Origin of the sequence: Parabacteroides faecis (assembly GCF_014647375.1) — a bacterium.
Lineage (GTDB): Bacteria > Bacteroidota > Bacteroidia > Bacteroidales > Tannerellaceae > Parabacteroides > Parabacteroides faecis.
This window is the reverse complement of sequence record NZ_BMPB01000001.1, coordinates 66,872-91,375: the sequence shown is the minus strand read 5'-3', so window position 1 is coordinate 91,375 and position 24,504 is coordinate 66,872. Positions and strand designations below refer to the sequence as shown.

17 protein-coding genes are annotated in these 24,504 nt (G+C 41.9%); all 17 read left to right on the top strand.

Going from position 1 to position 24,504, the window contains the following annotated elements:
• The 17 genes from IEY67_RS00330 to IEY67_RS00250 all read left to right on the top strand — a co-directional run bounded on the left by IEY67_RS00330 (window position 1) and on the right by IEY67_RS00250 (window position 24,336).
• Window positions 1–2,262, top strand: coding sequence for a GH92 family glycosyl hydrolase (locus tag IEY67_RS00330; protein ID WP_183670511.1), 2,262 nt, complete (start codon window positions 1–3; stop codon window positions 2,260–2,262).
• 283 nt (window positions 2,263–2,545) lie between these two features.
• The gene (locus IEY67_RS00325) at window positions 2,546–2,869 is read left to right on the top strand and encodes an L-rhamnose mutarotase (RefSeq protein WP_122375194.1); all 324 of its coding nucleotides are present in this window, start codon (window positions 2,546–2,548) and stop codon (window positions 2,867–2,869) included.
• 39 nt (window positions 2,870–2,908) lie between these two features.
• Complete coding sequence (locus tag IEY67_RS00320; RefSeq protein ID WP_183670513.1) at window positions 2,909–3,625, top strand: cobalamin B12-binding domain-containing protein; 717 nt, start codon at window positions 2,909–2,911, stop codon at window positions 3,623–3,625.
• Window positions 3,626–3,630: 5 nt separating this feature from the next.
• Window positions 3,631–4,659: an L-rhamnose/proton symporter RhaT gene (locus IEY67_RS00315; RefSeq protein ID WP_183670515.1), complete on the top strand. Its 1,029-nt coding sequence runs from the start codon at window positions 3,631–3,633 to the stop codon at window positions 4,657–4,659.
• A 28-nt stretch (window positions 4,660–4,687) separates the two neighbouring features.
• Window positions 4,688–5,938, top strand: coding sequence for a uroporphyrinogen decarboxylase family protein (locus IEY67_RS00310; RefSeq protein ID WP_183670517.1), 1,251 nt, complete (start codon window positions 4,688–4,690; stop codon window positions 5,936–5,938).
• 407 nt (window positions 5,939–6,345) lie between these two features.
• Entirely contained in the window at window positions 6,346–6,939 is a 594-nt protein-coding gene (locus tag IEY67_RS00305) for an RNA polymerase sigma factor (RefSeq protein ID WP_158607085.1), read from the top strand.
• Window positions 6,940–6,998: 59 nt separating this feature from the next.
• Window positions 6,999–8,198 carry a FecR family protein gene (locus IEY67_RS00300; RefSeq protein ID WP_183670519.1) on the top strand — a complete coding sequence of 400 codons (1,200 nt, stop codon included), beginning with the start codon at window positions 6,999–7,001 and terminating at the stop codon, window positions 8,196–8,198.
• Window positions 8,199–8,327: 129 nt separating this feature from the next.
• Window positions 8,328–11,786 (top strand): TonB-dependent receptor, encoded by a 3,459-nt coding sequence (locus tag IEY67_RS00295; protein ID WP_229800911.1) that lies wholly within the window; start codon window positions 8,328–8,330, stop codon window positions 11,784–11,786.
• A 12-nt stretch (window positions 11,787–11,798) separates the two neighbouring features.
• Window positions 11,799–13,721 (top strand): RagB/SusD family nutrient uptake outer membrane protein, encoded by a 1,923-nt coding sequence (locus IEY67_RS00290; RefSeq protein WP_183670522.1) that lies wholly within the window; start codon window positions 11,799–11,801, stop codon window positions 13,719–13,721.
• 29 nt (window positions 13,722–13,750) lie between these two features.
• Window positions 13,751–14,944 (top strand): DUF5000 domain-containing lipoprotein, encoded by a 1,194-nt coding sequence (locus tag IEY67_RS00285; protein WP_122355132.1) that lies wholly within the window; start codon window positions 13,751–13,753, stop codon window positions 14,942–14,944.
• A gap of 22 nt (window positions 14,945–14,966) precedes the next feature.
• On the top strand, window positions 14,967–16,130 hold the full coding sequence (locus IEY67_RS00280; RefSeq protein WP_183670524.1) for a DUF4998 domain-containing protein: 1,164 nt from the start codon (window positions 14,967–14,969) through the stop codon (window positions 16,128–16,130).
• A 122-nt stretch (window positions 16,131–16,252) separates the two neighbouring features.
• Complete coding sequence (locus tag IEY67_RS00275) at window positions 16,253–17,482, top strand: 3-phosphoshikimate 1-carboxyvinyltransferase (RefSeq protein WP_183670526.1); 1,230 nt, start codon at window positions 16,253–16,255, stop codon at window positions 17,480–17,482.
• A gap of 63 nt (window positions 17,483–17,545) precedes the next feature.
• Entirely contained in the window at window positions 17,546–17,965 is a 420-nt protein-coding gene (locus IEY67_RS00270) for a phospholipase (protein WP_122355126.1), read from the top strand.
• Window positions 17,966–18,134: 169 nt separating this feature from the next.
• Window positions 18,135–18,941, top strand: coding sequence for a metal ABC transporter permease (locus IEY67_RS00265; RefSeq protein WP_122355202.1), 807 nt, complete (start codon window positions 18,135–18,137; stop codon window positions 18,939–18,941).
• 47 nt (window positions 18,942–18,988) lie between these two features.
• The gene (gene porW / locus IEY67_RS00260; RefSeq protein WP_183670528.1) at window positions 18,989–22,618 is read left to right on the top strand and encodes a type IX secretion system periplasmic lipoprotein PorW/SprE; all 3,630 of its coding nucleotides are present in this window, start codon (window positions 18,989–18,991) and stop codon (window positions 22,616–22,618) included.
• Between the two features lie 82 nt (window positions 22,619–22,700).
• On the top strand, window positions 22,701–23,315 hold the full coding sequence (locus IEY67_RS00255; protein WP_122355094.1) for an RNA polymerase sigma factor: 615 nt from the start codon (window positions 22,701–22,703) through the stop codon (window positions 23,313–23,315).
• A gap of 52 nt (window positions 23,316–23,367) precedes the next feature.
• Window positions 23,368–24,336: a FecR family protein gene (locus IEY67_RS00250; protein WP_183670530.1), complete on the top strand. Its 969-nt coding sequence runs from the start codon at window positions 23,368–23,370 to the stop codon at window positions 24,334–24,336.
• The last annotated feature ends 168 nt before the right edge of the window (window positions 24,337–24,504 follow it).

Below are 24,504 nucleotides of genomic sequence, written 5' to 3'. Positions count from 1 at the left end.
ATGAATAAATTAAATAAAAACGGATTATTCTCACTACTGTTGGTTACCTTGTTATTCTCCTGCCAAATGGAACAGTCTCAGTCTAATAATCAGTATGTGAATAAATTTATTGGAACCGGGCTGAACGGATGTGTCACTCCTGTCGCTTCTGTCCCGTTCGGAATGGTGCAGATAGGGGCTGATACACATGCGAACAGTTCAGGATATCATTATGACCATACGAGTCTGGTCGGCTTCAGCCATGTGCATAAAAGCGGCGGAGGCTGTGGCGACTTTCTGGATATTTTATTTCTGCCTCTTCCCCTGAACTATAAGACAGATAGCCTTACGGAGTTATATTCCCAGTATTATCAGGCCGATTTTTCCCATGAGAAAGAGTGGGCGGAACCCGGATATTACTCGGTTGATCTTTATAACGGCGATCTGAATGTGGAACTGACCGCTTCTTTACGTTGTGGACTGCAACGATATAAATATAAGTCTGCTGGTTCCGTCCCTGTTATTATAGATCTGGAATACGGCTCACAGGGAGCTTGTACAATCCAGCGTGAACACGATGTGGATACGGTCTTTTCTGCGTCTTTTGAAAAAGTAGATGATTATACGGTCCGCGGATACCGGTTGACTAACGGATGGGCTCCGGAACAACATGTTTATTTTTATACGACATTTTCTTCTCCGATAAAAGAGTGTCGGTTATTCCTGGATAACGAATGTGTAGAAGAGACCTCTGCCCTGAAAGGACGTAATGTGAAAGCGATCCTAACCTTTGAGAATCCGGAAAAGATACTGGATGTTAAAACCGGTATATCTGCAGTCGATATGAAGGGTGCTGAGGATAATCACCGGAAAGAAGCGGTGGATAAGGATTTCGATTCCTTGAAAAAAGAAGCGGCAGAGAGCTGGACGCCGGTATTGGGTCAGATAGAAGTCGAGACAAATGATTTGAAAAAGAAAGAGCTTTTTTACACCTCCTTACACAATGTAATGATGTATCCGATGCTTTTTTCTGATGTGGATAACCGGTTTCGTGGTTCCGACAGCCAGGTACATCAGACGGATGGCTTTGCCTATTATGGTGCAGTTATCGGATTATGGGATACGTTTCGTGCCGCTTGTCCTTTGATCGCTGTCTTGCGTCCTGACGTGATGGAGGATTATATCCGGACAGCTTTGGAACATTTCAGATATGCCGGGCAGTTACCTATCTGGACATTGGCAGGCGTTGAGACTTATCAGATGACGGGTATCCATTCCATGCCCCTGATAACTAATGCCTATATGAATGGTGTCAGGAACTTTGATACGGAACTGGCAATGCGGGCAATGGTCGAATCAGCCATGAAAGATACGTGCGGCTATTCGATGGGGTACTTTGTCGGGTTGGAGAATTATAAGAAATATGGCTACGTGCCCTGTGATATGGAAATGGAGTCGGTAGCCCGTACGTTAGAATATGCATTCGACGACTGGGCAATTGCCCGATTCGCCTCTCTGACAAATCATCCCGATATTAGTAAAGAGTTCCGGGCCCGCTCCCTGAATTATAAGAATGTGATCGATCCTGTCACTTTGCTTGCAAGGGGAAAGACTAAAGACGGTCTTTGGCATACACCTTTTTATCCTCTGCGCTCGGAACACCGGTCGGATGATTATTGCGAAGGGAATGCCTGGCAGTGGACATTCTTTGTCCCGCATGATATAGACGGGCTGTCCAAATTGATGGGTGGTAAAGAGGTGCTGGCATCTCGCCTGGATTCCTTATTTACGATGGATTCATCGCTGGAAGGAGAAACCGTATCCGGTGATATCAGCGGGCTGATCGGTCAATATGCACATGGCAATGAGCCGGGGCATCATACTATTTATATGTATAATGAGGTTGGGCAACCCCATAAGACACAGAAATATGTCAATGAGGTATTGACAACTCTTTATGATACGACTCCGACGGGAATCTGCGGGAATGAAGATACGGGGCAAATGAGTGCCTGGTATGTTTTCAGTTCGTTAGGTTTTTATCCGATGGACCCGGTATCCGGTCGTTACGAACTAGGTGCTCCTTTATTTGACCGGGCGGTGATAAACCTGTCGTCAGGCAGGCAGTTTGTCATAACAGCCGAGAATCTGTCCGATAAAAATATCTATGTAGAGAAAGTCTGGTTGAATGATCGTTCACTCGACCGGACATATATTACTTTCGATGAATTACTGAACGGGGGAACGCTCCGTTTTAAGATGACAGATAAAGTAGGGCTGTAAACAGGAAAGTCTGCTACTTACGGAATCTTTTGTCCTATGCTAAAGGTAGTGCCACCGTATTGGCACTCCAGTGTCACTACTATGGCACAACAATGCCAATAGGGTGGCACTGTTGTGCCATTATGATGTCATACGCTGTCACTCCCTCTTTTACAGTTAATCCTTTTATAGGAATAGTATTGTTCAAATCTCGGAAACAGTCAAAAGAACCACGCAAATTGAAAACTTCAACTCTTTTACTTCTGCTATTTTTGCTCATACTTAATCTAATAGACGGAAGAATATGAAACGTTATGGAAGTGTTATCGGCGTAAAGCCTGAAAAACTGGAAGAATATAAGCAATTGCATGCAGCCGTATGGCCGGCGGTGCTGGCCATGATCAGCGAGTGTAATATCCGCAATTACTCTATTTATTATAAAGACGGAATGTTGTACAGCTATTATGAATATATCGGAAATGATTATGAAAAAGATATGCAGCGAATGGCTGCCGATCCGGTCACACAAGAATGGTGGAAGCTCACCGATCCCTGCCAGCAACCGGTAGAGAACCGTGCTCCCGGAGAATGGTGGGCGGCTATGGAAGAGGTTTTCCATACAGACTGAATAACGTATAAATAGAATAGGCTTTAAATATTATTGAACATGAACGACATCATTATTAAACTTGGCGAATGCGTGGAATTCGGCAAGATCAGTCTTGCATCGCCCTATCCACCGGCAATGAAAGGACAACCGGGTGCTGACGAATTGACCCGGGAAGCATTGGAGAGCGGCTTATCTCCTCAATCGGTATTGAATGACGCCCTGATACCGGCAATGAACCGGGTAGGCAATAAGTTTACGGAAGGGAAGATATTCGTACCTCAAATGCTGTTATCGGCTAAAGCGATGAACAGTGCCATGAAGCATCTGAAGCCCTATTTTCAGAACGGAGAGATCAAACGGAAAGGTGTATTTGTTATCGGTACCGTTATGGGCGACTTGCACGATATCGGCAAGAACCTGACGGGTATGATGGTGGAAGGTTCCGGTTGGGAGGTGATCGACCTGGGGACAGATGTGCCGGCCGAGAAATATATCCAGGCATTGGACGAGCATCCCGGAGCTGTTTGCGGCATGTCTGCCTTGCTGACTACAACCATGAGCAATATGCAACCGATGATCGCCACTATCCGTGCAAAATATCCCGAGACCAAAGTGGTTGTCGGTGGCGCACCGTTAAATGCGGATTTTGCTCAGAGGATCGGGGCGGATGCTTATGCCCGTGATCCGCAGGATAATATCAACTGGTTGGAATTAATCGTAGCCTGTAACAGCGCCTCTTGTGCATATCGGAATATTAGAAGAAAAAACCAATAAGAGTTATGACATTTGAATTATTATTCGGAATCGGGCTGATAGCCATCGGGGCATTTTCGTCGGGAAGTTTTTCGATCCCTTTTGGTAAGACCCGTGACTGGGCTTGGGAAAACTATTGGCTGATATATAGTTTGTTTGCTTATATGATCGTACCGCTGGTGGCATGTTCTGTTTTTTGCCCGGGCTTTATGAATGTGCTGTCCGGTGTCCCGGCACAGACATTGGGATGGATCTTTTTACTGGGGATCATCTACGGTATTTGTAATCTTACTTTCGGACTTTCCCTGCGTTATCTGGGCCTTTCGTTAGGCTTCTCGCTTTCTCTGGGATTGATGATGATACTGGGAACGATCATTCCTCCGGCTATCGACGGGCGTTTGAATATTCTCTTGCAACAATCCGGAGGGACTATGTTGATAGCCGGTTTGCTGATTGCCGCAGTCGGCATTGCCTTGAGTGGATATGCCGGTTACCGGAAAGATAAAGGTGCCGGACCGGAAGCGAACCCGGAACTTAATTTCGGAAAAGGACTGGTGCTGGTTTTCTTTGTCGGAATAACCGGTGCTTCGCAAGCCCTGGGTATAGAACAGGGTACGGGTATTTCATCCGCTTTAGTCGCTTCGGGAATCGATCCGCTATTTCAGACGTTACCTGTCTTTTTCGTATTGTTCGGAGGTTCTTTTCTGGCGACTGCACTTTGGTGTTTGTTCCTGTCGAAAAAGAATAATAACCTGAAGGCTTTTGTAAAGACAAAGGATATCGCAGTGTCAAGCAACTACCTGTATTGCGGATTGGCGGGTTTTCTCTGGTTTGTCAACTTTATCTTTTACGGTATGGGGAAAAGCCGGATGGGGGAGTTCTCGTTTACGGCTTGGGGAATATTGATGTCGCTGACTATTGTCTTTGCTACCCTTTGGGGATTGTACCGGGGTGAATGGAAGGCTGCGGATACAAAGACAAAAGCATGGATGTATGCCGGACTGGTCGTATTGGTTGCTGCCTCTTTCATTATAGGAATGAGTGGAAGAGAGTGAGGATAATAAAAAATGAAAATTGAAAATTATGACTTCAAGAGAACGTGTTTTATCAGCTATAGCTCATAAAGAGCCCGACCGTGTTCCGGTCGATATGGGAGCAACTCCCAGTTCAGGTATTTCGGCAATTGCCTATTCCAATTTGCTGAAACAGTTGGGACGGACCGACTTACCGGTACAAATATACGATGTCGTACAGCAATTGGCACAACCGGATATGTCGTTGATCGATCAGTTTGGTATCGATGTCCTCGATATCGGCCGTACGTTTAATGTGAACGCGTCCGACTGGCAGGGGACAATACTGGCTAATGGCGATAAAGCTCTGTATCCCGCCTGGTTCAATCCCATAGAACAACCTAACGGTTCCTGGCATTGTTATGATTCCGACGGTAAACGCCTGTTGGCAATGATGCCGAAAGGTGCCACATTCTTTGACCAGTCCTATTTCCCTTATGTGGATGGCTATCCTGATAGTTATGACGGCCTGGATGAAGAGATGGGGCGTGTCCTGTGGTCGCGTTATGTGCACAGTCCCTGGGATCATGCTGCCGATGACGGTTTCTGGGAACAGTTGAGAACAAATGCTTTGCATTTGCGGGAGACAACGGATAAGGCGTTGATGATCGTTTGCGGTTGCAATCTTTTTGAATGGGGAACTTTCCTGCGCCGGATGGATAATTTCCTGATGGACCTGCTTTGTGATCCGGACCAGGTGGAACGCGTATTGGATGAGTTACTGGAACGTCACCTGGCAACACTTGAAAAGGTCTGTGCTTCGGTCGGTGATATAGTTGACATTATCCGTTTCGGGGATGATCTCGGGATGACAACCGGTCCGTTTATGGATCCGGATACTTATAAAACCCTTTTCAAACCCCGTCATAAACAGTTATGCGATTATGTAAAATCGCATAGTCAGATGCACACCTTTATCCATTCCTGTGGTTCTATCTCTTCATTGATGCCCCATATGATCGAGGCAGGGATCGAAGTCTTCAACCCTGTGCAAACAAATGCTATGGATATGTCTCCTGAATTTCTGAAAAAAGAGTTCGGACAGGATTGTACTTTCTGGGGTGGTGGTGTAGAAACCGTCGGTACACTGAACAACGGAACACCGGCTCAAGTGCGTGAACAAGTCCTGGAGCGTTTGGAGATCATGTCGTCCGGAGGTGGCTTTGTCTTTAATACCGTACACAATATACTACCGGATGTTCCGCCGGAAAATATTATCGCGATGTTTGATGCGGTAAAAGAATTTAATGGGAATATTTAGATTGTAGAAGCCTGAAGTTAAATAGGAAAAAACGTTTCTCATAATTTGTGGAACTAAAGGCTTCTTCCTACTTTTGTAAACCAATCTCTGGCATTTTAAGCTATGAGGTGATTTTATTTATTATGAGAAGCGTTTTTATGATATTATCCTAACATTGAAACTTCGACACTTTCATGCTCTTTGGATAGTAGACAGCGAACGCTCACATGCTTGTTTTTGTTATATCCCTATGTTTTTGCATATGGAAATATTCAAAATAAAAGGGTGTGAGCTGTTGTTTATATCAATGAGCAGGGCAGTCGAAGGCCTCAATGTTAGATATATCAGCAGTCCTCACGCCTCTTTTTATTTATTATCCAGTCAGAGGATTGATGGATTCAAATGTTTTCCTAAATTTGATGCCTCATATGGAAATGAATTGCAGTAAATCAGAAAATATTCTTTGGAAGAGTTTCAGAAACGGAGATAATGACAGTTTTGAACTCATCTATAAAAACTATGCAGATATTTTGTTTAGGTATGGTATTCAGTTCACCTCTAATGAGTCTCTGGTTAAAGATGCAATCCATGATGTTTATGTAAAACTATATAATGATAGACTACGTTTAAAAACGGAGGTTAATATCAAATTCTATTTATTTACTTGTTTGAAAAACCACCTGTATAATCTTTTAAAGCGGGAATTGTTTTTTGATAAAGTCGATCTGGAAGAAGGTGAATATCTGGATCCGTGTGCGGAAGAACAGGTTACAGTTACATTAAATCAGAAAGAATTACAACAAACAGTTCGAAAAGTTCTGAGTATGTTGACCGACCGGCAGCGGGAAATAATCTATTATCGTTATATGGAAGAACTTTCGATAGAAGAGATCGCTATTTTAATGGATATGAATTATCAATCGGTACAGAATTCCATACAACGTTCGATTAAAAAAATACGGGAGTCTTTTCCCGTCCTTGTTATTTTCTTCATTTTATACAAAAAAATGTATTCTTGCTGAGTATAAAATTTTCATTCGATTGTATTCTCCATAGGAAAACCTATTAGGTACAATTGAGAATGAAAGAAAAAGACTATACTGGTTATTCGGCAGAACAGTTGTTGGAAGATGATTTTTTTATGAAGTCATTTTTTCATCCGACTGATGAATCACAAGCTTTTTGGCAAGAACAAGCTCATAAAGATGAAGTTCTTGCTAAAGAAATTGTATATGTGAGAGTTATTCTTTGTTCTGTTCCTTACCGTAAATCCACTTTTTCTTCTGAGGATAAAGAATTTCTTTGGAAGCGTATTTCCAAAACAAATAATAAAAAACGATTACGTAAATATTGGTATTCTTCTGTTGCTGCAATATTTCTATTATTAATGGCAACGGGAAGTTTTTATTATGCTAAATATCATAAAAGCCCTGAATTGACTGCGATTGAAAGAGTGCAAAAACCTGAATGTCCGGTAGAAACAATCCAATTGATTTTGGCAGATGAAAAGAAAGTTACTATTGAAGATAATAATTCGCATTTACAGTATAATAAAGAGGGAGAGCTACATATTAATACTCAAAAGTTGAACACGTCACGTAAACCGCTGACAAACTCTAATAATAAAAGTGAGCTGGTTTACAATCAGTTGATCGTTCCGTCTTCAAAACGATCTTTCCTAGAGTTGGCTGATGGTTCAAAAATTTGGGTAAATGCAAATACACGAGTCGTCTATCCGGTTACATTCGATGAAAAACAACGGGAAATATATGTAGACGGTGAAGTCTATATGGAAGTTTATCCGGATAAGGAACGACCGTTCATTGTTAAATCAAAGAAGATGGATGTTCAGGTGTTAGGGACGAAATTTAATATTTCGACGTACGAATCCAATCAGGAAGTATCGGTTGTTCTGGTTTCAGGAAAGGTGAATGTACGGACTGATAATTCTATAGAAACAGTGTTGGATCCGTCTGATCGGCTCACTTATGAGAAGGGTACTACTGATATAAAAAAAGTGAATGTAGAGAATTATATATCCTGGAAGGATGGATTTTACACATTTGATAATGAATGCTTTTCAATCGTTTTGGATAAATTGTCTAATTATTATGGTAAAAAGATCACATATAGTGGTGCAGTAGGTTCTTTGCGTTGTTCCGGTTCCTTGAATCTGGATGAAGATATGATAAAAGTATTGACAGGCTTGGGATCGACGATGCCTATCGATTTTACAATAGAGAGAGAATATATATCAGTTATTGTTAAACCTCAAAAATAATATAATTATGAAGTAAAAGAAGAATGAAAAAACAGAACCGGATAATAGTGGGTATTATCCGGCCGTAATTTTGAAAGAAAGAATTTTAGCAGAATTCTTTCCAGTTAAATCAAAAATCAGTACAAATGTATGAAAAACAAACGAATAATTAACGTAGGAATACGTGAGTTTAGAAGATTATGGTGTATTGTAGTCGCATGTCTGGTTGCGACATCTTGTTGGGGCATGGAATTCTCTGTAAAATTGGCCTATTCACAAAAGACCCAGATATCCTTGAATCTTACCAACAGGACGCTAAAAGAAGTTTTCAGAGAGATTGAACGGAACAGTGAGTTCGTTATATTCTATTATGAAGGAGTGATTGATGCCGGTAAGCGAGTTGGAATTAGTGTAAAAGATCAAACAGTCGATAAAATATTGGATAGACTGTTTGAAGGAACTGATAATGCTTACAATATTGTAGACAAGCAAATTTATATTACGAAAAAAAATAAGAAAGAAGAAATAAAAACAAATCTTCCGGTTACTCTACAGCAAAAAAAGATTACTGGTAAAGTGGTCGATGATTTAGGGGAACCGTTGCCCGGAGTGGCCATCCAGGTGAAAGGTACACCGCGTGGTGTAACAACTGATATTGACGGCTCTTTTTCTATCGATGTAAAAGAAACGGATATATTAGTATTCAGTTATTTGGGAATGCAGGATCAGGAATTGGGTGTTGCTAATAAAAAACAGTTATTTGTAACTTTAAAAGAAAAGACCGATGAATTGGAAGAAGTTACTATTGTTGCGTTCGCTAAACAGAAAAAAGAAAGTGTGTTAGCTTCGGTAACGACTGTTAAACCCTCTGAGTTGAAAGTACCGAGTAGTAATCTTACTACAGCGCTTGCCGGTAGAATGTCCGGTATTATTTCGTATCAACGTAGCGGAGAACCAGGACAGGATAATGCCGATTTTTTTGTTCGTGGTGTTACGACGTTCGGTACAGGGAAGGCGAATCCGCTTATTTTGATCGATGGCGTTGAATTATCTTCAGAAGATCTGGCCCGTTTGAATACAGACGATATTGCTAGTTTTTCAATTATGAAAGATGCGAATGCTACGGCATTATATGGAGCACGTGGTGCAAATGGTGTCATATTGGTTACTACAAAAGAAGGTGTGGAAGGTAAGGCGAAATTTTCCGTCCGCTTTGAGAATTCTTTTTCTTCTCCGGCAAGTGAAGTGGAGTTGGCTGATCCGATCACCTATATGCAATTGCATAATGAGGCTATTAGAACACGTAATCCGCTGGGTATATTGCCTTATTCGAATGAAAAAATAGCAAATACGGGCAAAGGTCTTAATCCATATGTATATCCTGCTACTGATTGGAAAAAGACAATGTTCAAAAATTTCACGACTAACCAACGGCTTAATTTAAATATTAGCGGGGGCGGTAAAGTTGCTCGTTATTATGTAGCTGCATCCTACAATCAGGATAACGGTATACTTCGGGTTGATAAACGAAATAATTTTAATAGTAATATTGACCTGAAGAAATATCTGCTACGATCCAATGTAAATATAAATGTAACTCCTACGACAGAGTTGATTGTCCGTTTACATGGGACATTTGATGATTATACAGGACCAATAGATGGCGGTTCGGGTTTGTATAATAAGGTAATGAGAACGAATCCTGTCTTATTCCCAGCCTATTATCCTGCTGACAAAGCGAATAAATATTCTCAGCATATTTTGTTCGGTAATTATGATGGGGCGAAACATATCAACCCGTATGCCGATATGGTGAAAGGTTATAAAGACTATAGTAAAACACTGGTCTTGGCTCAATTGGAGTTGAAACAGGATTTGAGTTTTATTACAGAAGGTCTGTCTGTGAGAGGGTTATTTAACACATCCCGGTATTCCTATTTTGATGTATCACGCTATTATACGCCATTTTATTATAAGATCGGGATGTATGATAAACAGAATGACAACTATGTTCTTATGCCATTGAATGAGAAGGATGGAAAAGAATATCTTGATTATTCTGAAGGGAAAAAAGAGGTGAACAGTACGATCTATTTTGAAGCTGCAGCCCAGTATAACAGGACATTCAATAAGAAACATGCGACAAGTGCATTGCTGGTATTTACAACCCGGGAAGAATTAAAAGGGAATGCCGGCGATTTACAACTCTCTCTCCCTTACCGAAATGTAGGATTGGCAGGACGTCTTACCTATGGATACGATAACCGTTATTTTATTGAAGGTAACTTCGGTTATAACGGTTCTGAACGTTTCGCAGCTTCTGAACGTTACGGATTTTTCCCTTCGGTGGGAGCTGGTTACCTTATTTCTAATGAAAAGTTTTGGGAACCATTTAGCAAAGTTGTCAGTAAACTGAAATTAAAAGCAACTTACGGGCTTGTCGGTAATGATGCGATCGGTGAGGATAAGGACCGTTTCTTTTATCTGTCTAACGTGAATTTGGATAATGGCGACCGGGGATATACATTCGGTACTGATTTCGGATATTCATTAAACGGTATATCTATTTCCCGTTATGAGGATCCTTATATTACCTGGGAAAAAGCGTATAAGCAAAATTATGGTATTGAACTGGGGTTATTGGAGAAATTAGAGATTCAGGCTGATTATTTCCGTGAAAACAGAAAAAATATATTACAGAGCCGTTCTTCTATCCCTACGACAATGGGACTTCAGGCCAGTCCGCAATCAAACATCGGAGAAAGCTTCGGTTCGGGTATAGATATTTCCGTAGACTATTCGGAGTCTTTTAATAAAGATCTTTGGGCTTCGGTCAGAGGAAACTTTACGTATGCAACCAGTGAATTTCGGGTGTATGAAGAACCTGATTATGCAAAAGCTCCCTGGCGTTCACATATTGGCCAGAGTCTCGGTCAACAATGGGGGTTGATCGCGGAACGTCTTTTTGTCGATGATGAAGACGTAAAAAATTCTCCAGTACAACAATATGGTGAATATAAGGCCGGTGATATCAAGTATAAGGACATTAACCGGGACGGAATTATTGACGATCAGGATAAAGTACCTATCGGCTATCCTACTACTCCTGAAATTATTTATGGTTTCGGTTTCTCCCTGGGGTATAAAAACTTTGATTTGTCCGCATTCTTCCAAGGGTCTGCCCGCTCTTCGTTTTGGATCGACACGAAAAACTTGTCTCCTTTTGCTGATACGGATGACGACGGTAATGTCGTTTCTCAAAATGCATTACTGGATAAAATTGCAAAAAGTCATTGGTCGGAAGATAATCGTGATCCTTATGCTTTTTGGCCTCGTTTGTCTGACTATGTTGTCAACAATAATAACCAGAGAAGTACCTGGTTCATGCGTAACGGTTCATTTCTCCGTTTAAAATCAGCTGAGTTAGGATATACTGTACCCAAAGAGATTACCCGTAAGATTCATATAGGAATGATCCGTGTTTATGTCAGTGGAACCAATCTGCTTACATTCAGTAAGTTCAAGTTGTGGGATCCGGAAATGGCAGGTAACGGATTGGGATATCCTGTTCAGCGGGTTATAAATTTAGGTATTAATGTTAGTTTATAATACATGTAAAATATGAAAATAATTAATGCATTATTGCTCTTTATAAGCTTAACCACATTAAGTTCATGCAGTGATTATCTGGATGTGGTTCCTGATAATATTCCTACAATTGACCATGCGTTCAATAATCGGGTTAACGCGGAAAAATATTTGTTTACTTGTTATTCTTACTTGCCTAATCCGGTTGATCCTAATGCAAATGAAGCATTATTGGGAGGATATGAAAGTTGGATCGCTCCGGAAGGATGGTGGTATTTTGATAATAGTAATAATCTATATGCCTGGAAATTAGCAAGAGACGGTCAGAATTCGAACGATCCTCTATTAAACTCCTGGGATGGAGGAAATGGTGCCGGTAATTTGTTTATTGCTATACGTGATTGTAATATTTTCCTTGAAAATATAGACAAACCGGTCGATCTGGAAGAATATGAGAAAGTCAGATGGGTATCTGAAGTCAAATTCTTAAAAGCTTATTATCATTTTTATTTATTGAGAAAGTATGGACCGATTCCAATCGTGGATGAAAATCTACCTGTTTCTTCTACCCCGGAAGAGGTACGCGTATATCGTGAACCTGTAGACGATGTTGTCAAATACATAGCAGATTTGTTAGATGATTGTTTGGAAGATCTTCCCGATGATATCCAAAATCAGACACAGGAAATGGGACGAATTACCAAATCTGCCGCATTGGCATTAAAAGCCAAAGCCTTGACTTTATGTGCCAGTCCCATTTTTAATGGCAACCCTTTCTATACGAATATAAAAGATAATAAAGGACGCAACCTATTTTCAACATCTTATGATCCTGCAAAGTGGACTGTAGCTGCCGAAGCAATAAAGCAAGCGATCGATTTTGCAGAAAGCCATGGTGCAGGCCTTTATTATTATCAAGGATTTGATCCGATTAGTGACTCTACTCGTATAAAATTAAATGTACGCGGTGCTGTTACGGAAAGATGGAATAAGGAAATTCTATGGGGTTCCACAAAGAATGATAATTTTCTGCAACAAGTGGCTGCCGTAAGGTTACAAAATGCCCCGGCTTCTGCCCCTGTTATTTCTATGATGTCGCCGACTATCCAGGTTGCTGAGCGTTTTTATAGTAACCATGGTGTACCTATTGAGGAAGATAAAACATGGGACTATGCCAACCGTTATAAAACAGGTATTGTATCGCAAGAGGAACGTTATTATCTGAAAGAAGGTTATGAAACTGCTAATCTTCATATGAAACGTGAACCGAGGTTTTATGCATCGTTAAGTTTCGATGGTTGTATCATTTATGGTAATGGTGTTGTTGGTGATCAGGACTATTCGAAACTGAATTATGCCCAGATGAAAAAAGGACAGACTGGTGGTATGACAGCTGCTGAGAAATATTCGGCTTCCGGCTATCTTCCCAAGAAACTGGTGGGAGTGGAAAGTGTTATTAATGGGAGTAACTGGACTTCCAAACGTTATTCTTTTCCGGTAATCCGTTTGGCCGATCTTTACCTGATGTATGCTGAAGCATTGAATGAGTCGAAAAGCACTCCCGATAACGACGTTTATTTTTGGATTGACGAAGTAAGGAAACGTGCCGGACTGGAAGGGGTGAAAGAAAGTTGGACTAAGTATTCAACCAATTCATCTAAAGTGAATACAAAAGAAGGCATGCGTGAGATTATACATCGTGAACGCATGATCGAACTTTCTTTTGAGGGCGAACCTTATTGGGATCTGCTGCGTTGGAAAGAAGCGGAAAGTGAATTTAAGAAGCCGATTACAGGATGGAATGTGAAAGGTGAAAATACGACTGAATACTATGAAGTGAAAGTTCTGACTCAACCTCAATTCAGTATTAAGAATTATCTTTTCCCGATCAAACAAAACTCGCTGGATGTCAATCCTAATCTTATCCAGAATTTTGGCTGGGGAACTTCGAATTAATTTGATCACTAAATTTAAAAGATTCAAGAATGAAACGTTTATTATATATTGTTACTACCTTCTTGTTGGTCGTTTTGTTTAACGGCTGTAAGGAAGAGTTTGTGGGACAGCCTGCCACTGATAACGTTGCTCCCGGGTCGATCAGGAATCCTAGGGTAGAGAATTTGCCTGGCGGAGCTGAAATAACTTATGATTTACCGCAAGATGATGATCTACTGTGTGTAAAAGCTTATTATACAATTAATGGAGTGGAAAAAAATACAACTTCGTCTATGTATACTAATTCATTAGTGGTAGAAGGGTTTGGTTCGACAGATCCACAAACAATTAAATTATGCTGTGTAGACCGCAGTAACAATCAATCCGACCCGGTAGAAGTCACTATTAATCCGACAACACCTCCGGTTGAGTTGGTTTTTCAGTCAATGACTATGGAAAAAGGATTTGGCGGCGTACAGTTGAAATGGAAAAATGAAAATAAATCGGATTTGACGATTTATGTGCTTGCAGCTGATTCTGTCGGCGATCTGAATGTGGCGGATGTTGTTTATACCAGTGCGACTGAAGGCAAATATTCTTTGCACGGATTTGATGATTCCAAGCGTGAATATGCAACTGTGATCCGTGACCGTTGGGATAATTATTCAGATACATTGAAAGGTTTCTTTACTCCTTATTTTGAAATGAAACTGGATAAGTCGAAGTTTAACCGCCAGATTCTGATGGGTGATAATGAGACAAACCTCGGTGGTTGGGAATTCAACAAAATGTTTGACGACATTGTCGGTGACCAGGGATTCCATACCAGTTCAGGTAAAACACCCATGTATTTTACTATTGATTTAGGAGTGACTGCCAAATTAAGCCGTTATACATTATGGCCTAGAATCGGTTATGAATTTAAGCATCATAATTTGAAAAGATGGAAGATTTATGGTACCACAAGTTTAAAGCTTGATAACCATGAAAACAGTTATTGGGTACAGGGAGGATTTAAAAATGATTGGAATTATATGATGGATTGTTATAGTTTCAAACCTTCGGGTGAAGACGGCCCTATAACTAATGAAGATGTAGAATATGCAGCACAAGGATTTGAATTTGAATTCCCCTTGGATTCTCCCCCTATCCGCTATATCCGGTTCGAAGTAGAGTCGACCTGGAGTGGAGGTGATATGATGCACATTTCGGAAATTTCTTTCTGGGGTGAAATAAAAGAATGAACTATCCAATTAAATAAGAATTATGAATAGAAATATTATTTTATACTGCTTTTCATTTTTATTCCTGCTTGCCTGCGATGGAATGAATGATAATATTAAGGAATATTTGGACCGGGGAGAAATAAATTATATCGGGCGAGCGGATTCCGCTACTGCTATGGGAGGAATCAATCGGATCAAATTTATGTGGAAAATAAATACGGATCCGCGTATTACTTCAGGTAAAATTTATTGGAATGATAAACAGGATTCGATTAGTTTCCCAATTGACAGAGGCTTAATAGATAAAGACGGTTATTTCACTCATATTTTGGATGATATGCCGGAAGGTACGTTTATTTTTAATTTGTATCATGTCGGGATGGATAATAGTTTATCTATAGGATATGAAATACCAGGTACTATTTACGGGGATATTTATAAATCGACTTTAAGTCCCAGAAAAATTAAGAGAGTGGAAGCATTGGCGGATAAAGTCAATTTGTATTGGGGTGATGCCGGAAGTTCTTCGGGTATTTTATTTACTTATACGAATAAAACCGGGGAGAAGAAAACAATTGATATTCCGGCTTCGGAGACCGTGACTGTGATTGACGATTATGTATTAGGGGGTGAGTACTATTACAAAACAATGTTTTTACCTGAAAAAGATGCATTGGATCAGTTTGAACTGGATTCTCCTGTCGATAAGTTTCCGACCTATTATGTCGGAGATGGTTCTTTGGATGATAATTTCCCTGAATATCCGAAATTGGACAGAACAGTTTGGAAAATAATTGATTTTTCTTCGGAAGAACCGACAGGTGAAGGAGCCAATGGTCGTGCAGCTTTGATTATAGATAATGATCCTTCAACGTTTTGGCATAGTGAATGGGAGGCTACTACGGCTCAGTTACCGCATTATATTTCGATTGATATGAATACGGTAAAAAACGTAAAATGTATAACTATCGCTAAAAGGCAGAGTAATACGGATTTGAAGACCGCTCATATTGAAATCAGTACGGATAACCATAGTTGGGAAATTGTCGGAAAAGTGGAATTTGAAAAAACGGAAAATCCGAATGCCAGGACGATTGTATTGGGAGAAACGAAGAAGGCCCGATACATGAAGTTAGTCATTACGGAAAGTCATCGTTCTCCGTCTGCTTCTATATCAGAGGTATATGTGTTAGGAACAGAGTGATGTAAAAAGCGAAGGAGATGCCGTTAAGGTATCTCCTTGTTTGTATTATAAAAGAAAAGGTCACCTAACTATCCGGAATTTTCCGTACTTTTGTCTTCTAATTTAAAGAACAGACAAAAGCAATGAAATATCTCATAAAAAGCCCGGAAGGAGCTATCCGGGCTTCCGTACAACTTCCTGCTTCCAAAAGCATCAGTAACCGTGCATTGATATTGAATGCCCTGAGTTATAGTCCTTATGATATACAGAACCTTTCCGACTGTGATGATACGGAGGTGATGGTTAGGGCGCTGAACTCCGATAGTCGTGATTTCGATATAAAGGCTGCCGGGACCGCCATGCGCTTCCTTACTGCTTTCCTTTCTAAAATAGTGGGTGAATGGACGATCACAGGAACGGAGCGGATGAAAAACCGCCCGATCAAACTGCTGGTCGATGCACTCAACTCATTAGGTGCCCGCATTGAATATATCGAGAAGGAAGGTTATCCACCTTTGCGTATTTTCGGAAGCGCTTTGCAGGGAGGTGAGATATCGTTGGCAGGAGGCGTCAGTTCGCAGTATATTTCGGCTCTGTTGATGGTTGCACCTCTGATGGAGAATGGATTGATATTAAATCTGGAAGGAAATATTATCTCCCGCCCTTATATCGATCTGACGTTACAATTGATGGAACAGTTCGGGGTGAAAGCAACCTGGAACGGACAGACTATCAGGATACTTCCCCAGGAATATAAACCGATCCGTTTTACCGTGGAGTCGGATTGGAGTGCCGCCTCTTACTGGTATTCCATTATGGCTTTGTCGAAAAATGCCGAAATAGAGCTACTCGGTCTTTTCAAAAACAGCTTGCAGGGCGATGCCGCCGGTGCGAAACTGTTTGCGCAACTGGGTGTCGGAACGGTCTTCACAGATCGGGGTGTCCGGTTGAAACATACCGGTAATGTGACAAAGAAGCTACTCTATAATTTCGTCAATGAACCGGATTTGGCTCAAACCTTTGTTGTCTGTTGCGTGTTACTAAATATCCCCTTCCGTTTCACCGGACTTCAGAGTCTGAAGATAAAAGAAACCGACCGTATCGAAGCACTGAAAACAGAACTTCGCAAACTGGGTTATCTGCTAACTGACAGTAATGACAGTATCCTGGAGTGGAACGGGGAACGGTGCGAACCGGAAATGGACCCGGTTATTGCGACCTATGAAGACCACCGTATGGCAATGGCATTTGCCCCGGCTGCACTGATTTTGCCGCAGGGATTAAAAATAGCCGAGCCGGAAGTGGTGACGAAGAGTTATCCTGCTTATTGGGAGGACTTAAAGCAGGCAGGGTTTGATATAACTGAAATTTAATAATATAACAGACAGTCCAGGCATTTGTAATTATCAACTGTCAACTGTCAACTGTCAACTAATATGTGGTATATTATCATTGGTGTTATCGTGCTGGGCGTTATTGCAGCCATAGCCGGTTATTTCAGGAATAAAAAATTGCAGCAGATGCTGGAACGCGGGGAGATCAGCGAGATACCTGAAGCGCGTGAAATTCCCGAAGAATGTTGCGGCCAGCATGAGACCTGTGAGCGTGACAGTCTGTTGGCTGCCGTCAGCAAAGAGATCGAATATTACGATGACGAGGAACTGGATCGTTTCCGGGGACTGGAGGGAGATGAGTATGAAGAGGATGCCGTCGATGAATTCCGCGAAGTGCTTTATACCTTGCAGTCGGAAGAGGTGGCCGGATGGCTCCGTAGCCTGCAGCTTCGTGGCGTGAACCTGCCGGATGCACTGAAGGATGAAGCATTCCTTATTGTCGGTGAGAGAAGAATACATTAAACGGTAGAGAACGTCGACAAGTGTTCGACATAAATATTGTTTCTCCCTAATGAAACACTTGTTTCTATACGGTGAAACAGTTGTTTCTTACTGGTGAAACTTTCTGCACCTCGTACTGGATATAAAGAAAAGATTGCACAAATAAGACGAACCATCATACGGAATGAATATGGATTTATTACAATATACTTTTTTTCAACATGCCTTGCTGGGCAGCTTGCTAACTGCCATCACCTGCGGTATTGTTGGGACATACGTTGTCGCACGTCGGCTGGTATTTATTAGCGGCGGTATAACACATGCCTCTTTCGGAGGTCTGGGACTTGGTTTTTACCTGGGGACGAATCCCATCCTGATGGCGATGCTCTTTTCTGTCCTGTCCGCTTTTGGGGTGGAGTGGGCGAGCAAGACGCAGAACGTTCGGGAAGACTCGGCAATTGCCGGTGTCTGGGCGTTAGGTATGGCGTTGGGGGTTATTTTTATTTTCCTTACCCCCGGCTATTCGCCGAACCTCTCTGCTTATTTGTTCGGTAATATTCTGACGATCTCTATGACCGACATCATCTGGGTGGCTGCATTAGCTGTTGTTCTGATCGCGGTCTTTTCCCTTTACCTGCGTGAAATTGTTTATGTCGCTTTCGACAGTGACTTTGCCAAGACGCAGCATATCCATGTCAAATGGATCGAGTATATGATGATGTTCTTCATTGCACTGACCATCGTACTCTCTATCCGCCTGGTCGGTATTATGTTATTAATGAGCTTGCTGACCTTACCGCAAATAACGGTTAATTTGTTTACCTCCGACTTTAAAAAGATCATCTGGGGAAGTATCGGTCTTGGTTTCCTGAGCTGTGTGACCGGTTTGGTCCTTTCCTATTTCCTGAACGTGCCTTCGGGGGCTTTCATAATTCTGGTGCTGGTAATGATCTTTTTGATCCTTAAAGCTGTATTATTCTTTACGAAAAGGCAATAAAACAGTCTCTTTCCAGTTTATTATATGATAAAGAGCGCACATTATACGTGAAGAAAGGTTTTTACTATATAATTTCATTGTTCGTGGTACTCTTGCTTTGGTCGTGCAGTACGAAGAAAAACACCAAGGCAAGCCGGTTCTACCATTCTTTTACATCCCGTTACAACATCTATTTTAACGGAAAGACTTCTTTTGATGAAGCCTTGAACTCCATGCAGACCGGGTATAAGGAAAGCTATTCCGAAATGATCCACATGTATCCGATCAGTGCGCAACCTAAAGACAAGAAAGAGACCGGCGGCCCTTTCGACCGTGCTATCGAGAAAGGCAATAAAGCCATCAAACTCCACTCGATCAAAGCGAAACCGGCCAAAAAACCGGGTTGGCGTAACGATCCCAAACAACGCGCTTTCCAGGAAAAAGAAGAATACAATCCTTTCCTGAAGAAATGCTGGTTGCTGATCGGACAGGGGCAATTCTATAATGCCGACTTCCTGCAGGCATCTGCAACCTTCTCCTATATTGCCCGCCATTATGCACAAGACGAAGAAGTAGTAGCTGAGGCCCGTTTGTGGCAGGCTCGCTGTTATTCGGAGATGGACTGGTTCTATGAGTCCGAAGATATTTTGGGAAAATTGAATACCAACGGGATTCCCCGGAAAAATCTGAATCAGTATGCCGCAGTTTATGCCGATTATCTGGTAAAAAGTAAACAGTACGATGAGGCCGTCCCCTATTTTAAGACAGCCATCAAAGCAGAAAAGAATAAGCTCCAGCGCACCCGCATGAAATATCTGTTAGGGCAAATTTATGCTGCACAGGATCAGGACGGACTGGCTTATAAAATGTTTAACGAAGTAGCTAAAGCCAGCCCTCCTTACGAACTGGAATTTGCCGCCCGTATCCGTCAGACGGAAGTCTTTTCAGGCGCTAACTATCAGAAAGTTGTCAAGATGCTTCACCGGATGGCGAAGAACGATAAGAATAAAGACTATCTGGACCAGGTGTATTACGCGTTGGGAAATGTCTATCTGAACAGGGAAGATACGGCGAATGCGATAAAGAATTATGAACTGGGCGTTGAGAAAAGTACTCAGAATGGACTGGAAAAAGCGATTTGCCAGATTAAACTGGGGGATCTTTATTTTACCATGCGCGATTATATAAAGGCCCAGCCTTGTTTCAGCGGGGCTTTGTCGGGTATCCAGAAAGAATATAAAGACTTTAAACGTGTTTCGAAACTGTCTGCAGTTCTTGATGAATTGGTTGTACATGTAGAAGCCGTTCATCTGCAGGATAGTTTGCAGACATTGGCAAAGATGCCGGAAACAGAACGGTTGGCAGCCATCGATAAAATCATCGAGCAGGTTAAAAAGGAGGAAGAAGAAGCGAAGGCTTTGGCAGAAAAGGAGGCTTACCTGGCTGATCAGGCAGCCAAAGGAACCGGTATAAACCGCCCGGGTACGGAAACAGGAGGAATTGTTCTTCCGACTTCATCGGGTGGTGCAGCTTTCTATTTCTATAATCCGTCGACGGTATCGCAGGGGAAGGCTCAGTTCCAACGTAAATGGGGACGCCGTACGCTGGAAGATAACTGGCGGCGACGTAAAAAAGAAATGTCGACGTTTGACGAAGAGCCTTTGGATGAGACGGAAATGGCCGAGGGTGAAGCCGGTGTTGTCGGACCGGACGGACAACCTTTGCCTGCCGATTCTCTGGAAGCCGGTTTGCCGGAAGTCGCTTCCGATGACCCGAAATCACGCGAATATTATTTGCAGCAATTGCCTTTTACCCAGGAAGAAGTGGATGCTTCGAATATAATTATCGAAGACGGTTTATATAACATGGCTATGATCTATAAAGATAAACTGGAAGATCTGCCTTTGTCGATCGAAGCATTTGAAGAGTTGGAACGCCGTTTCCCGGATAATTCGCATCGTCTGGAAAGTTATTATCAGGTTTATCTGATGGCTCTTCGTACAGGTAATACGGCTTTGGCTGCCGAGTATAAGGCAAAAATGATCAATGCCTTCCCGAATGAAGATTATACGATTGCCATTTCCGATCCGAATTATGAATATAATATACGTATGATGGATTCCGTCCAGGATTCTATCTATCAGGCGACTTATAATAGTTATCTGGCGAGCGATACCGTTAGTGTACGCCGGAATTTCCGCAATGTCAGTGCCAAATATCCGCTGGCAACCCTGATGCCTAAGTTCATGTTCCTGGATGCGTTGACTTACGTGCAGGCTGGTGATGCCGAAGGTTTCAAGGCAGCACTGAAGGCGTTGGTAGAGAAATATCCTACTGCCGATGTGACGGAGCTGGCCGGTGAAATGTTGAAAGGAATCCTTCGTGGCCGTACTTTGATGCAGGGCAGTATAACAGGTATGACCTGGAACCTGCGGTTCGGCCTGGGTGAAGACGGATCGTTGTCTGCCGCAGACTCGGCCCGTACATTTACTGCCGAAGCAAATACTCCGTACCGTATGATCCTGATGTATCCGGCCGGAAGTGTGGATAAGAACCAGCTGTTGTTTGCGGTGGCTGCCTATAACTTTGCCAACTTTATGGTGAAGGAGTTCGATCTCGCCTTTGAAGAAGCAGGTCCGATGTCTATGTTGAATATTAGCGGATTCACCGGTATTGAAGAGATCCTGCAATATTATAAGATGATTTACGGTAAAGATGGTTATGCCCAGGCTTTGGATAAGAATGTGGCTATCCTTCCGATCTCTGAAGACAACTACGAAACGTTGATGCGTGGGAAGACCTTGGAAGAATATATCAGCTTCTTTGAAGAAAACTTCGGAGAGAAAGCACCGGAACTGGCTACACGCTGGAAGAATCGTATGCTGGTAGAAGAAGAAAAGCAAAAGGAAGCAGAGGCTGAAGCTGCTGAAACCGGTATGGAATCTCCGGATGAAGAGCAACCGGAAGCAATAGAACAACCGGAAGGTGAAACCCCGTCGAAAGAAATTAAATCGGTACGTAAGAAAGAAACGCCGGTAGAAGAAACAGAAAAGGCCGCAGAACAACCTGCTACAAAAGATTCTATTCCGGAAACCGCTGTTCCGGATACGGTAGTCAGCGTTCCTGTTCCGGAAATTAAAGCTCCGGCAGATACGGTTTCCGTACAACCTTCGGTTCCTGATACGACGATAATATCCGCTTCTCAGGATACTGTCCCTGCTGTTCAGGCTCCGGAAGAACGAAAAGAACTTACATTGAAAGAGATAGAAGCTATCCGCAAACGTGAAGCTGAGGAAGAGGCTGCCCGTAAGGAAGAAGCCCGCAAGGAATTCGAAGCACAGCAGAAAGCCGAAAAAGAATTGCAGGAGCAGAAAGCGAAAGAACGTGCCGAACTGTTGAAGAAACAGGAAGAAGAAGAAAAAGCTCTTCTGAAAGCGAAAGTCGATCGTGAAAAACAGCTCGAACAGGAACGTAAGGACAAACTGAAACAGGCAGAGGCCGACCGTAAAGCAAAGATGAAAGCTCGCGAAGAACTGCGTAAACAGAAAGAACGTGAGTATAAAGAAAGGCTTAAACAAAAGGAAAAAGAGCGTAAGCAGAAAGAAAAAGCATATAAGGAAACACTGAAAGCAAAAGAGAAAGCCCGCCGTGAGGCCCGGAAAGCAAAGGAGGCGGCAGCGGCAGCACGCAAGAGATGATGATAAAAGTATCTCACTCTGTTTTTGATTTTGTGTATCTTTTAGAAAAGAATATATTTGTAGTCAAAACAGGTGTGACTCAATGGCAAATGTTGTATCATTGGTAGAAAGGTTAAAGAGAGGAGATCGTGCTGCATTTAATGAAATATATGAATTGCATTATCTTTCTGTGCGCTTTTATGCCGACCTGATGCTGGATGCCGATGATGCGGAAGATGTTGTGCAGGATGTTTTTTTGAATCTTTGGTTGCATAGGGAAGGGTTGGACGATACACTTTCCATCCGGGGATATTTACTCCGTTCCGTATATAATTCCGCGTTGAATATATTAAAGAAGAGGAAGCATGCGAATGATTATTACTCTTCCTGCGAAAAAGAGATAGAGGAGATGGGTTATGATTATTATGATCCGGACTCTTGCGACATCATTCGACGGCTTTACAATGAGGATTTGAGGGCCGATCTGCAGGCAGCGATCGAAAGCCTTCCTGTCCGTTGCCGCGAAGTCTTTGTGTTGAGCTATTTGCAGGATATGCCCAGTAAGGAGATTAGCCGTAAGCTGGGGATTTCTTTAAGTACAGTCGATAATCATATCTATTCGGCTTTAAAGCAATTGAGGGATAAGCTGGGAGGATATAAGGCAGGACTGACTCTCCTGTTTTTATTTTTGTCGAATGGTGGAAAAAATCTATTTTGAATAGGTATTTTGAGCTTCATCGTTGTATAATATATATAAACGGTATAACATGATGGATGAAACTATAGTTTACAGATATCTTTCGGGAACTGCCACAGAAGAAGAAAAGCTACAATTGTTGGATTGGCTGAAAACTTCTCCTGAGAATAAGGCTGCTTTTTTCGATCTCAAAGCTATTTGGCATGCAAAACATAGTATCTCCCCGGATAATAGAACTTCGGACCAACTGAAAGATTCATTATCTGTCATTAATGAACGGATAGACCGTTTCGTTCCGATAAATAAAAAAACGGTTAATCATTTATGGAAACGCTGGGCAGTCGCTGCCGCTATTATCCTGTTGGGTTTCATCTCGATCTCAATATTATATAAGGTGCCGAAAGTCACTCCGGATACCGATATTGTCTATGTCAACCAGTCTCCGGATTCTGTGAGAAAGGTTTTCCTGCCGGATGGGACGTTGGTCTGGTTAAACACCCACTCCAGTTTAACCTGTCCTTCGGAATTTACAGGCGATCAACGTCTGGTAGAATTGCAGGGAGAGGCCTTTTTTGAAGTCGTAAAAGATACTTTGCATCCGTTTGTCGTGAAAACCAAAGCAATGATGGTAAAGGTTGTCGGAACATCTTTTTGTATAACGACCTCACCTGACGGGGCAATAAGTAAAACCACGTTACAATCCGGTTCTGTACAACTGCTCCGTGCCGACGGGAAAAAACTGGTAACTTTGAAACCGGGTCAACAAGCAGTCTGTTCGGAGGAAACAGATAGAATCGAAGTCCGCCATGTCAATGTGGATGAATATATCTCCTGGCGCTTTGATTTGATAACTATGTCGGGCGTTAAAGTATTCTCTATAATTGAGAGCATAGAAAGCCTGTACGGTGTTAATATAAAAATGGATACCACAGCGATAAAAGACAATCGTTATAACTTCTCTTTCAGAAAACATAAAGGTGCTTCCGATGCACTTCGCCGTCTTTCTTATATGACGGGGATACCCGTAGATACTATTCGTTAAGTCTTTGTAGCCTCTTCTCACCCTCTTGTATTGCATTATTTAAAAATTAAATCAAAAAAATACATTTTTGGCTAGGTAGTTTTATTTCATTAGTTGTAATTAATATATAAGGAAAAGGAACGAATTGATATTTATAAGTGTGATTGTATTTAGCTAATTGCTTTTCCG